The 12,984-nt window shown below is 39.6% G+C and carries 11 protein-coding genes; 9 read left to right on the top strand and 2 right to left on the bottom strand.

From position 1 onward, the window contains the following. The first annotated feature begins 87 nt into the window (after positions 1-87). Complete coding sequence (gene wecB, locus J7Q84_RS09645; protein WP_209094325.1) at positions 88-1,209, top strand: non-hydrolyzing UDP-N-acetylglucosamine 2-epimerase; 1,122 nt, start codon at positions 88-90, stop codon at positions 1,207-1,209. A 254-nt stretch (positions 1,210-1,463) separates the two neighbouring features. Here the strand turns inward: wecB and J7Q84_RS09640 are convergent, their stop codons facing one another. After that, positions 1,464-2,459, bottom strand: a complete 996-nt coding sequence (locus J7Q84_RS09640; RefSeq protein WP_209094324.1) for an LCP family protein — start codon at positions 2,457-2,459, stop codon at positions 1,464-1,466. A 20-nt stretch (positions 2,460-2,479) separates the two neighbouring features. Further along, positions 2,480-3,115 (bottom strand): YigZ family protein, encoded by a 636-nt coding sequence (locus J7Q84_RS09635; protein ID WP_209094323.1) that lies wholly within the window; start codon positions 3,113-3,115, stop codon positions 2,480-2,482. A gap of 339 nt (positions 3,116-3,454) precedes the next feature. Here J7Q84_RS09635 and J7Q84_RS09630 point away from each other — a divergent pair, with 339 nt between their 5' ends. The 8 genes from J7Q84_RS09630 to secA all read left to right on the top strand — a co-directional run bounded on the left by J7Q84_RS09630 (position 3,455) and on the right by secA (position 12,920). Then, entirely contained in the window at positions 3,455-4,297 is an 843-nt protein-coding gene (locus tag J7Q84_RS09630; protein ID WP_209094322.1) for a DegV family protein, read from the top strand. 185 nt (positions 4,298-4,482) lie between these two features. Continuing rightward, positions 4,483-4,794: a winged helix-turn-helix transcriptional regulator gene (locus tag J7Q84_RS09625; protein WP_209094321.1), complete on the top strand. Its 312-nt coding sequence runs from the start codon at positions 4,483-4,485 to the stop codon at positions 4,792-4,794. Positions 4,795-5,086: 292 nt separating this feature from the next. Further along, the gene (locus tag J7Q84_RS09620; protein ID WP_209094320.1) at positions 5,087-6,253 is read left to right on the top strand and encodes a C40 family peptidase; all 1,167 of its coding nucleotides are present in this window, start codon (positions 5,087-5,089) and stop codon (positions 6,251-6,253) included. A 123-nt stretch (positions 6,254-6,376) separates the two neighbouring features. Continuing rightward, positions 6,377-7,882 (top strand): ATP-dependent helicase ComFA, encoded by a 1,506-nt coding sequence (locus J7Q84_RS09615; RefSeq protein WP_209094319.1) that lies wholly within the window; start codon positions 6,377-6,379, stop codon positions 7,880-7,882. Beyond that, complete coding sequence (locus J7Q84_RS09610; protein WP_209094318.1) at positions 7,879-8,589, top strand: ComF family protein; 711 nt, start codon at positions 7,879-7,881, stop codon at positions 8,587-8,589. The genes J7Q84_RS09615 and J7Q84_RS09610 overlap by 4 nt, the downstream gene beginning before the upstream one ends. 161 nt (positions 8,590-8,750) lie before the next feature. Further along, positions 8,751-8,948, top strand: a complete 198-nt coding sequence (gene cspD, locus J7Q84_RS09605; RefSeq protein ID WP_209094529.1) for a cold-shock protein CspD — start codon at positions 8,751-8,753, stop codon at positions 8,946-8,948. Positions 8,949-9,594: 646 nt separating this feature from the next. Further along, positions 9,595-10,137, top strand: a complete 543-nt coding sequence (gene hpf, locus J7Q84_RS09600) for a ribosome hibernation-promoting factor, HPF/YfiA family (RefSeq protein WP_209094317.1) — start codon at positions 9,595-9,597, stop codon at positions 10,135-10,137. A gap of 269 nt (positions 10,138-10,406) precedes the next feature. Beyond that, the gene (gene secA / locus J7Q84_RS09595) at positions 10,407-12,920 is read left to right on the top strand and encodes a preprotein translocase subunit SecA (protein ID WP_209094316.1); all 2,514 of its coding nucleotides are present in this window, start codon (positions 10,407-10,409) and stop codon (positions 12,918-12,920) included. Positions 12,921-12,984: the final 64 nt, after the last annotated feature.

Here is a 12,984-nt window from a genome sequence, read left to right as displayed (position 1 = left end):
TTGTTAATATAAATATAAAAGTTATTCACACTTTAAAGCGTAAGTAAAAAATGAATGTGCTTAAATGTAAAGAAAAGAGGAAAAGCAATGAAAGATCGTATTAAAGTTATGACCATTTTTGGAACTCGGCCAGAAGCTATTAAGATGGCACCTCTTGTACTGGAGTTACAGAAGCATAGTGAGCAAATTGAATCTATTGTTACGGTAACAGCTCAACATCGTCAAATGCTTGATCAAGTTCTTGATATTTTTCATATTCAACCGGATTATGACTTGAATATTATGAGAGATCGTCAAACTTTACTTGACGTAACAACAAGGGGACTTGAGGGACTGGATCAGGTAATGAAAGAAGCGAAGCCTCATATTGTTCTCGTTCACGGAGACACGACAACAACCTTCATTGCAAGCTTGGCTGCCTTTTATAATCAGATTCCTGTCGGTCATGTTGAGGCAGGCTTACGTACATGGAATAAATATTCTCCATACCCAGAAGAGATGAATCGTCAATTAACAGGGGTGATTGCAGACCTTCATTTTGCTCCAACGGCAAAATCGGCTACAAATCTGCAGCAGGAAAACAAGCAAGAGGAATTTATTTACATTACGGGTAATACTGCAATCGATGCATTGAAAACGACCGTTAAGGAAGAATACACTCATCCTATACTTGAGAAGATAGGTACTGATCGCCTTGTATTAGTAACAGCGCACCGTCGTGAAAATTTGGGAGAACCGATGCGTAACATGTTTCGTGCTATCAGCCGCTTAGTGGAAGCACATGAGGATGTTCAGGTTGTATATCCAGTTCATATGAACCCTGTTGTTCGTGAGATTGCAGATGATATATTAGGGAATAATCCCCGTATTCATTTGATTGAACCTCTTGATGTTATTGATTTTCATAATTTCGCAGCCAGATCTTACTTGATTTTAACAGATTCAGGCGGTGTACAGGAGGAAGCTCCTTCCTTAGGAGTTCCTGTTCTCGTGTTGCGTGATACAACAGAGCGGCCGGAGGGTATTGAAGCTGGTACGTTAAAATTAGCAGGAACAGAAGAAGAAACCATTTTTACAATGGCACATGAGCTGTTATCAGATAAGCAGGCTCATGATGAAATGGCCAAAGCCTCCAATCCATATGGAGACGGTCAGGCTTCTGGACGTATCGTATCAGCCATCATTGAGTATTTTCAAGCAGCCAAATAAGAAAAAATTGCTCAAAGTACAGCATGTACCGCCTTTTTAGGCAGTTATTTGAAAAGAGTCCATCTAGCAGGGTGGACTCTTTTGTGTATATTTCAATCTAAGTAATAGAGGTGCGAATGTAAAGGGTGTATTTAACGCCCTGAGATTACAAAGAAAACAGGGATTCATAAGATGCTTCCATCAACAAGGGAAGCGCCTCCCTTATTGATGGAACCTTTACTTTATTGCTCATTTTCTGATGTGAATGCCTCATCTTAGGAATCCGTTTGAGAAACAGTGGAATCAGGTAATTGTAAGTGAGACGAAAAAGCTTCTTTTGTTTGTTCCAAGCTCTCTGCGTTTGGAACAAAGTAGTACAATCCATTAATGCGCGCATCTTCTCCTTTTAGTGTTACGGTTTGTATGCTGGAGGAAGAAAAGTTAGAGAATTTCGCAGCCAGCACCACTCCCTGACTTATTTTAATGTTTGTTTGTATATTGTCCCCTATAACTTCAGCCATTTCTTTTATTTTAAAAGCAGAGGATGTGTCATTGAGTTTATCAATTAATGCGGCAAGAGCTTGTCTTTGTCTTTTAGTACGTCCATAGTCTCCCATCGGATCCCGCTTTCTCATTCTTACATATGCGAGTGCTTCTTCCCCATTCAAGTGCTGATTGCCTTTTTTAAAATAAATATGATGAGCATCCGGCGCATCGGAGCGTTCCCAAAAGTCAAATGGTACATCTACCGTAATGCCATCCACCGCATCAACAATGTCTTTGAACCCTTCAAAATTCACCTTCACATAATAGTCTACAGGTACATTTAAGAAGTTTTCCACTGTTTCAATAGTCATCTTTTCTCCGCCAAAAGCATGAGCGTGATTAATTTTATCTTTTTTATTTTTGCCGACAATGACTACTCGAGTGTCACGGGGAATGCTCATCAATTTAACGGTTTGATCTGCTGGATTTACTGTGGCGAACAACAGAGAATCTGTACGTCCATTCGTTCCTCCAGTTGAGTAATCTTCAATCCCCATTATTAACAAAGAAAAGGGGTGCTTTGTAATTGTAATATCCTCTTCACGTAATTTGGATTTTTCATAATTTGCATCATTATATGTTTTGGCTAAGGAAGCATAAGTGCTGTAGAGATAGTGTACGGTGAATCCTCCTCCAATAAGAAGGAGGAGGAGAACGGTAAATAAAATACGGCGTCTTCTTTTCTTTTTTAGTTTTCGCTCTTGTATATATTGGGATCTATCCATAAAACGCCTCCTTTAATGAGCTATGATACATCTTGCTCCAAGTATAGTATCTCCCCTTCTGTTATTTCACACCGACCACTTGTCAGTTCAATCATCCAATCCCGGAACTCTTGCTTTTTATTTTCCTCGACATATGTATCAAAGGAAACATCTTCAAGATAATGGATTTCGTTTAGGACATAAGGAGACTGGCGAAGCTCATTCTCCACTTTTCCAAGTAAGGTATAATCTAGCGTAGTTTTCATTACTTGCATCAGCTTTCGCTCGACGACTCCTGTATGAGTAATCCCCTCGCTAACACTCTTTCCATATGCGCGAATGAGACCGCCAGCTCCAAGCTTGATACCCCCGAAATAACGGGTTACGACTACTACTGTGTCTTTTAGTCCCTTTTTTTTCAATACTTCAAGCATTGGAACCCCTGCGGTGCCGCTCGGTTCTCCATCATCATTTGCTTTTTGAATTTGATTATGCTCTCCAATCATGTAAGCGGAACAATTATGAGCCGCATCCCAGTGCTTCTTTTTTATAGTTTGAATAAAAGCCTGTGCCGTTTCCTCAGAGGTCGCTCTGTTAATGTAACAGATGAAACGGGACTTTTGTATTATGATTTCATGTTCCCCATATTCTTTTACAGTATAGTATTGTGAAAGCAATTGCCGGTCTCTCCTTACTTTTATGAATTCTTTATTATTTATTGCATATACAGATTGATGTTAGTATTTACTGAAATCGTAAAATGTTTGAGTAAAGTATGTCAATTTTTAAGCCGAAGAACTAACTAGGTATAAAATGAGTGAGAGCACCATCATAAGTGAATACTTTTTAGAGAAGGATGCAGGAGCAGTTGGAATAGTATGATTATTATTAGTGGAATTTGTAAAAATATCTTTGCGTTTTTTTAATGAGACATTAATGCAACTAAGGTTATTTTCATGTAGAATAAATACAATCACTGAGATTTTAATTTATGGTAAGGAAGGTACAAAAAACGTATGAGAACAGCAATTGTTACGGATAGTACAGCGTACATCCCAAAAGAAATTCGAGAACGTCTCGACATACATATGGTTCCGTTAAATGTTGTCTTTGGCGATGCCTCCTATCAAGAGGAAATTGAATTGAACGCAGAGCAGTTTTATCTTAAGGTTAAGGAGCAAAAGGAGCTCCCGAAAACATCTCAGCCTGCGATTGGTTTGTTTGTCGAATTATTTGAACGTCTCGGAAAAGAATTTGATGCAATCATTAGTATCCATCTTTCCAGTGGAATTAGCGGTACTTATCAGGGAGCAGTTTCTGCCGGTGAAATGGTTGAAGGAGTAAAGGTATACGCATATGACTCTGAGATGAGCTGTGCAATACAAGGGTTTTATGTATTGGAAGCAGCTAAGATGGCTCAAGAAGGAAAAGGGCCAGAAGAAATATTAGCTCGTCTTGATGACATGAAGCAATCTATGGCTGCGTATTTTATTGTGGATGACTTAGCCCATCTTCAGCGCGGGGGACGTTTAAACAGTGCGCAGGCTCTCATTGGGAGTTTGCTGCAGGTGAAGCCTGTTTTACATTTTGTAGACAAAAAAATTGTGCCATTTGAAAAAATTCGCACCCGCAAAAAAGCTATCAAGCGTATTTTTGAAATTTTTGACGAACAGGCACGCCAAGGTTTTCCGATGGAGGCAGTCGTCATTGATGCTAATGAAAACGAAGAATCGACTGAGATAGTTAAGCATCTTTCAGAAACATACCCTAACGTAAATGTTACGACAAGCTATTTTGGTGCCGTAATCGGTACGCACCTGGGTGAAGGAGCAATTGGATTAGGGTGGTATAAAAAGTAATATTGCACTTATACTTTTTTATTTATTCTCAAAAAGTCCTTTGCAAAAGGGCTTTTTGTTTTGTGCAAAGGCAGAAATGCTTGTTAAACAAGATGAGTCTAGCGGATAGAAATTTTGCTTTATTATGTATATTACTTACTTTTTATAAGAAACTATATTATAATGGAAAATAAGGAGGGAGAAGTATGGAATACCCTACATCTTTATGTCCGAAATTTGAGTCTGCTTTTACGCTGCTCAGTAAGAAGTGGACAGGCTTAATTATACAATCGTTGCTAGTAGGTCCGAAACGATTTCGAGAGATTGCCGATATTATTCCTAATATGAGCGATCGTATGCTGTCAGAACGTTTAAAAGAGCTCGAAAGTGAAAGTGTGGTTATTCGGACAGTATATCCAGAAGTTCCGGTACGTATTGAGTATACATTAACAGATAAAGGTAAATCGTTGGAAACCGTAATGCAAGAAGTGCAAAAGTGGGCAGAGTCCTGGATGTAAAAGCTTACACATTCATGGTACAAAATAAAGTGTGACAAGCCTTGTGTATATGATGCACAGGGTTTGTCACACTTTTTGTTTTTATGTAACACCTTGTAATATTCTCTTATATTAACAAGTTGATTTGTCTGTTGTTTTTGTTGATTTCAGTGCTTTTTCCCGTTATTTTTACAAATGTTTTCAAAAAGTAACAGTCATATTGTTACATTTGTTTTACAAATGCGTAACATTCGCTAAAACTCTACAAAAATATGATATAAATTAATACGGGAAAGGGTAGGTGTAAAAAGAGATGAAAAAAGTTAAAATAATGTCTTGTGCTCTAGCAGCAGGATTTATGATGTTTACAGCTTTAACACCAAATGCACATGCGGAAAAAAATAATAACGTCAACGTTCAAATAAATAAAACTAACAATACTTTACAAACTCAAAAAGAAGAGCGCAACAGATTGCAAAAAGAAATAAAAGAGCTTAAAAAAACTACTAAGGATTTGGAAACTAAAATTAAAGAAAACCAAGCGAAATTAGATGCAACTAAGAAGAATATTACAGACACTCAACGCATTATTAATGAAAAGGTTGAAAAAATCGCTCAGTTAGAAGAACAAATCCAAAAACGTGAATACATAATTAAACAGCGCCTTGTAGCAATGCAAGATCAGCCGCGAGTAAATATTGTGACACAGGTTCTTGTAAATTCAAAGAGTATAGTAGATTTGATGGAACGTATCAATTCTCTAAGCTTAATTTTTGAGTCCGATACAACGATTTTAGAAGCACAAGAAAGAGACCAAAAGCAAGTAGAGACTGAGAAGGAAGCGATTCTTCAAAAGCAAGCCGAGCTTCGTGCTTATGAGAAAGAGTTGACAAACACACAAACTGAACTAGTGGATGATAAGCAAAAGAAACGTGAAGCGTTAGATGAAATGTCTGAAAAGCTAAATAAGATTGTAATGGAAATGTCGAGCACTCAATCTCAATTACGTCAATTAGAAAGAGAAGCGGCAGCATTGCAAGATGCATATGAGGAAGAGGAACAAACTTCTTCAAACACGTCAGGTTCTGGTACTACAACACCAGAAAAACCGCCTGTTATCGCACCGCCTGTTTCTAACAGCAACGTTGTAAACTATGCAATGAAGTTCTTAGGAAAACCGTATGTATTTGGTGCAGCTGGTCCAAACGCATTCGATTGCAGCGGATTTATTTCCTATGTATTCAAAAAATCAAGAACAGATGTATCGGGTTATTTAAGACAGGCTACGATGGTTAGCAATCCCCAGCCGGGAGATCTAGTATTCTTTAAAAATACGTATAAGCCAGGTCCATCCCATATGGGTATTTATATCGGAAACGGTAAAATGATTCATGCAAGCAGCAGTCAAGGTATTACTATTTCTAGCGTAAGAAGCAGCTATTATAATTCCAGCCGTTGGATTGGATACGGAAGATTTTAAGAATTATAAGGTGAAAATTAAGAAATGCAAGTCGGCAGTTTACTATTTTATATAGTAGATTGTCGGCTTTTTTGATTTTTACACTACTCCTTCTTTTTGTTAACATGACGAAGGGGGTGATGTATGAGGTTTTATCAACAAGGAAATAGAATCGTACCGGATGCTTTATGTGATAAAGCACGATTGCAAATGAATCCGCTCATGTTATCAAAACTGTCTTTTTCTTCTCTCTCTTCTCTTTCGCTTAATGCTTCTTTTCTCTTTTCTTCTTCCCTTCAATCCTATCTTCATGGTAAACGGCTTCTTCTTGACGAACTACCCTTCTCGTTAGAAACTATTCATCAGCACTATGAAAATGGCTATGTGATGTATGAAAAAGGAGTGTATAGCACTGATACTGGATATTGCTGCAAACGCTGTGGAAACACGAGTTCTCACCTGTTCTGCACATACGATTGCGCCCGCTGCCATGCTGCCTGCACCTATTGCCGCAGCTGCATTATGATGGGGCGTGTGAGTGAATGTACTCCTTTGCTGAGGTGGATAGGTCCAGCAGTATCCTATCCAGCCGTTCATGACCCGTTAGTATGGAGGGGGACGTTATCAGAAGGACAACAAAGGGCAGCGGATGAAGTAGTTAAGGCAGTTTTACGAAAGCAATCGTGTTTAATATGGGCTGTCTGCGGTGCAGGGAAAACCGAGGTTTTGTTTAAGGGGATAGCCTGTGCTGTTTCAAAAGGTGAACGAGTGTGCATTGCTACTCCGAGGACGGATGTTGTGCTGGAGCTTGTACCTCGTATAAAAGAAGCATTTCCTTCTATTAATATTGCGGGATTGTATGGAGGGAGTAAGGAACGGGACAGCAATGTGCAGCTGGTCATTTCGACTACACATCAGTTGCTTCGTTATTATCGTACTTTTGATACGATGATTATAGATGAGGTTGATGCTTTTCCGTATTCTGCAGATTCATCCTTACAATATGCTGTTGCGGGAGCGTGTAAAGAATGTGCTGCTCTTATTTATCTAACTGCAACTCCAAGTGAGCAATGGAAGAGAGAAATAAAACGAGGAAAGCGGCGTGCTGTAAAGATACCCGCTCGCTTCCATCGATATCCGCTGCCCGTTCCGATATTTTGTTGGTGCGGCAATTGGAAGCGCCACCTAGGAAAAAGTAAAATACCCGACAATGTACTGAGATGGGTGGCACAGTATGCAGGGAACAAACCTCTCTTTTTGTTTGTACCTCATATTAGGACGATAAAGGAGGTCGTGGACATTTTGAAAAGAACAGACAGCAGGATTGAAGGAGTGCATGCTGAAGATCCACTGCGAAAGGAGAAGGTGGCCCGCTTCCGAAACGGAGATATCCCTGTCTTGGTAACTACGACAATTTTAGAGCGTGGGGTTACGGTGCCTAATTTGCAAGTGGCTGTTTTAGGGGCAGAGAATAAGATTTTTACAGAAAGTGCCCTTGTACAGATTGCTGGAAGAGTGGGAAGGAGCAGTCAGGCTCCATTTGGGGAAATTATTTTTTTTCATTACGGAAAAACTAAAGGCATGACTGCGGCTAGAGAACATATTATTCGTATGAATAAGGAAGCGAAAGAAAAAGGCTGGATTGTATGATGTATTGTCTGCTTTGCAATACCTCTATTCAGTACCAGCTCGGATGGCTTCAGTTTTTAGAAGGTTTGTTGAATCAGCCTCTTTGCTCGGAATGTGAGCAGCAGTTTCAATTTATCGTAGGAGAGCTTTGTGCTATATGCGGCCGTCCTCTTTCAGAGCTTGCACCGGAATATATTTGTAAGACGAACTGCTTGGATTGTGTTCGTTGGGAAACAGATACAGAATATGCAGGAGTATTGGATAAGAATCGTTCTGTTTATACCTATAATAACTGGATGAAAGAAGTAATGAAGAGGTTTAAATTCAGAGGAGATGCGGCTATTGCTTCTCTATTTGCTGAGAGGATGCGCAGGTGTCTCCAAGCTTCTTTTACAGCAAAGTCTTTACTTATCCCTATTCCGTTGAGTCCTGAGCGCTTATATGAACGAGGCTTTAATCAAGCGCAGCTGCTTGCTGGACAAATAGATCATCCATGTATCGAAGTGTTGGTACGGACGCATTCTGAAAAGCAAAGTAAAAAATCGCGTTTAGAACGCATGCAAATGAAAACGATATTTCAAGTGTCGAATCATCAGGTTATTATGAATCAAAATATTGTTCTTATCGATGACATTTATACAACAGGAGCTACCATTCGACAAGCTGCGAAAGCGCTCAAAGAAGGGGGAGCAAGAAGCGTTTCATCTTTGACGTTATGCAGAGGATAAGTATTGGAAGAAACGGGATTGTATGAAATTGATATACGTCAGACGTGTCGAAGTTTCCGATAAAAAGGCGACAATACTGCTTTGACTTAGCATATTTATTCCTTTATAGTCAAAAGAGTAGGCGGTTTGTCCGCAAGATTAGATTGGAGGGAATGGAAGACATGCAAGGGAAAGTGAAATGGTTTAATGCAGAAAAAGGATTTGGATTTATCGAGCGCGAGGATGGAGATGATGTGTTTGTACATTTCTCTGCTATCCAAATAGACGGATATAAAACGCTTGAAGAAGGTCAAGAGGTTGAATTTGAAATCGTAGAAGGAAACCGCGGACCACAAGCAGCAAACGTAGTAAAACGTTAATTACTTGTTGTTATTAATGAAGTAAACGCCTTCGTTTACTTTTCCATACAGGTATAAGCAAAGAAAAGCCCATTTTTTGAAATGGGCTTTTCGCTTTTTAGAGAGTGAATTCCGTATCTGTGTAGGATTTTTACAGAAGTCGTATAGTTTTGGATTGAGCTGATGAACGCTTCATTTTATCTAAAATAGGTGAGAATGCCCCATCCTCAAGGAATGTGAAGGGCGTAGCCCAAGAGGTAGGGTGGGGATGAATCGCCGTTCGGATAGGGCAGGGGATAAACCGCGTTAACTACCCGACTTTTCGAGTGCTACTTGCAGTAAGTGAAAAATAGTTTGGGTACGAGTACGGAATCCTTTTTCTTTTTTTGTATTTGTCCACTCGTTCTAATAACCCTTTTGGGAATCATAGCATAACAGATACCTTTTCCATTGAAGATTGTTCTTTTTTACATGTTTGTTACGAGTTCATGAAATGTTTCCATTCCTTTAGATTACAAGCTTGTATTTGTGATACACTATTAGTGTAGGATGCAGTTGACTTTCGACGAACGATGGTAAAATTTGATAAATTGTACCATGATTTTTAGAAGGAATTTTTAGATGTGCGTCGAAATAGTATGCATAGCTTGAAAGGAGGAGTTCATCCATGCAGTTTAACATTCGTGGTGAAAACATTGAAGTGACTCCAGCTCTAGGAGAATATGTAGAGAAAAAATTAAGTAAATTAGAGCGATACTTTGATACATTCCCGGAAATTAAAGTTAACTTAAAGGTATACTCTGACAAGCAACGCGTGGAGGTAACGGTCCCGCTTCCTAACTTAATGCTTCGTGCGGAAGAAGCGCACGATGATATGTATGCTGCCATTGATCTTGTGGTGGACAAGTTAGAACGTCAAATCCGCAAGCATAAAACAAAAGTAAATCGTAAAATGAGGGAAAAAGGCACTTACAAAAATATGTTTCTCACACCAGAACCTGCTGCTGGTGTGCAGGATGCAGAAGAAGACGATTTAGAATTAGTGCGTACAAAGAGTTTCGATTTGAAACCGATGGACGTAGAAGAAGCTATTTTACAAATGAATATGTTAGGCCACAACTTCTTCGTTTTTACAAACTCTGCAACAAGCGAAACAAACGTTGTATATTCTCGAAAGGACGGGAAGTTTGGTTTAATTGAAACAAAATAAAGAAAACGCAGCCGCAATTGGCTGCGTTTTTTATTGGTGTATAATAAGGTAATATAAACATAGAGGATTGTTTACTGCGCGTTTTTTCGTCTGAATTTCGTGTATTTTCGTTACATTCTCAATAAAAGGCTGAGTATTGTTGGCATATTCACATGCAAGTGTTAAAATTATTCATAAGAACATTTTTTATATATAAATAGAAAGAATTAAGCAGAGAGATTATTGCAAGTCGTTTCACATATATCACATAAAAGAGGAGCGTTATTTACATGCTGGGTATGATTAAAAAGGTATTTGATACAAATCAACGTCAATTAAACCGTATGCAAAAGCAAGTTGAAGAAATAGAAGCTCTCGGACCAGAAATGGAAAAATTAACGGATGAGCAGCTGCGTGCTAAAACAGAGGAATTTAAAGAGCGTTTAGCAAAAGGCGAAACAGTAGACGATTTATTGCCTGAAGCTTTTGCTGTTGTTCGCGAAGGTGCGACACGTGTACTTGGAATGCGCCCATATCCTGTTCAGCTAGTAGGTGGCATTGCACTGCATGAAGGTAATATTTCAGAAATGAAGACAGGGGAAGGAAAAACATTAACGTCCACATTACCGGTATATTTAAATGCTTTAACAGGTAAAGGCGTTCATGTTGTTACAGTGAATGAATACTTGGCACAGCGTGATGCTCATGAAATGGGACAGCTGCACGAGTTCTTAGGTTTGACAGTAGGGCTGAACCTGAACAGTTTATCGCGTGAAGAGAAGAAGGTAGCATATGAGGCAGATATTACGTACAGCACAAACAATGAGCTTGGATTTGACTATTTACGTGATAATATGGTGTTGTATAAAGAGCAAATGGTCCAACGTCCGTTGCACTTTGCTATCATCGATGAGGTGGACTCTATCTTGATTGATGAAGCACGTACGCCATTAATCATTTCTGGAAATGGTCAAAAATCTACAGATTTGTATCGTTTTGCTAATGCGTTTATTCGCACGCTGCGTCAGGATGTAGATTTTACATTTGATGTGAAAACAAAAGGCGTTCTTCTTACAGAGGATGGAATGAATAAAGCAGAAAAGGCGTTTCATGTAGATAATTTATTTGATCTTAAGCATGTAACACTGCTGCACCATATTAACCAAGCTTTAAAAGCACATGTAACGATGCAGCGTGATATTGATTATGTAGTACAAGACGAGGAAATCGTGATTGTTGACCAATTCACGGGTCGTTTAATGAAGGGACGCCGCTACAGTGAAGGACTTCACCAAGCGATTGAAGCAAAAGAGGGCGTAGAAATTCAAAATGAAAGTATGACGCTTGCGACGATTACGTTCCAAAACTACTTCCGTATGTACGAAAAGCTTTCTGGTATGACAGGTACAGCAAAAACGGAAGAAGAAGAATTCCGCAACATTTATAATATGAATGTTCTTGTCATTCCAACAAACAGACCGATTCAACGTGATGATCGTTCAGATTTGATTTTTAAATCCATGCAAGGCAAATTTGCGGCTGTTGTAGAAGAGATTGTCGAGCGTCATAAAAAGGGACAGCCTGTTCTAGTCGGTACAGTTGCTATTGAGACGTCTGAATTGATTTCTAATATGCTGTTGCGTAAAGGCGTTAAACACAATGTTCTGAATGCGAAAAACCATGCGCGTGAAGCGGAAATCATTGCTGATGCAGGTCAAAAAGGCGCAGTAACAATCGCGACTAATATGGCCGGCCGCGGTACGGATATTAAGCTCGGAGAAGGTGTAAGAGAAATTGGCGGTCTTGCTGTTATCGGTACAGAACGTCATGAAAGCCGACGCATTGATAATCAGCTGCGCGGACGTTCCGGCCGTCAGGGGGACCCTGGGGTAACACAGTTTTATTTATCTATGGAAGATGAGCTTATGCGCCGCTTTGGCTCTGATAATATGAAAGCAATGATGGATCGTCTGGGTATGGATGATTCTCAGCCGATTGAAAGTAAGATGGTATCCCGTGCGGTTGAATCTGCACAAAAACGTGTTGAAGGAAACAACTTCGATGCTCGTAAACAATTACTGCAATATGATGATGTGCTTCGTCAGCAGCGTGAAGTAATGTACAAGCAACGTCAAGAGGTATTAGAAGATGAAAACTTACGCGGTATTGTCGAAGGTATGATTCATTCTACAATCGGACGTATTGTGGCAGCTCATACGCCGCAAGAGGAGCTTGAGGAAGATTGGAACATCCAAGGTCTTGTGGAGTATTTGAATGCAACTCTTCTAGAAGAAGGAGATGTGACGGAAGAAGAGCTTCGCCGCTTGGATCCTGAAGAAATGATAGAGCTTATTTACAAACAAGTAAAAGCTCGTTATGACGAAAAAGAAGCAATCCTTCCGTACGAGCAAATGCGTGAATTTGAGAAGGTTGTTGTGCTTCGTGTTGTGGATACGAAGTGGATGGATCATATTGATGCTATGGATCACTTACGTGAAGGTATACATTTGCGTGCGTACGGTCAAATTGATCCGCTGCGTGAATATCAAATGGAAGGCTTTGCGATGTTTGAAGAAATGATCGCTTCTATTGAGGAAGAGGTAGCGCGTTATGTTATGAAAGCGCAGATAGAGCAGAATTTAGAGCGTCAAGAAGTGGCGAAAGGTGAGGCGGTTCAACCGAAAGAAGGAGATGGACCTGCTAAACGCAAGCCTGTTGTGAAAAACGAAGAAGTCGGCCGTAATGAGCTTTGTACGTGCGGCAGCGGCAAGAAATATAAAAATTGCTGTGGAATTGGAAAATAAGGAATACTTGTTAAAAGCATGCTGTACCGTCATGAACCTGTGCTGGAACAGGAGAGACAAGGCA

The sequence above is a fragment of the Bacillus sp. 165 genome, from assembly GCF_017742235.1.
In the GTDB taxonomy this organism is placed as follows: Bacteria; Bacillota; Bacilli; order Bacillales; family Bacillaceae_G; genus JAGHKQ01.
This window is presented reverse-complemented; position numbering and strand designations above follow the sequence as displayed.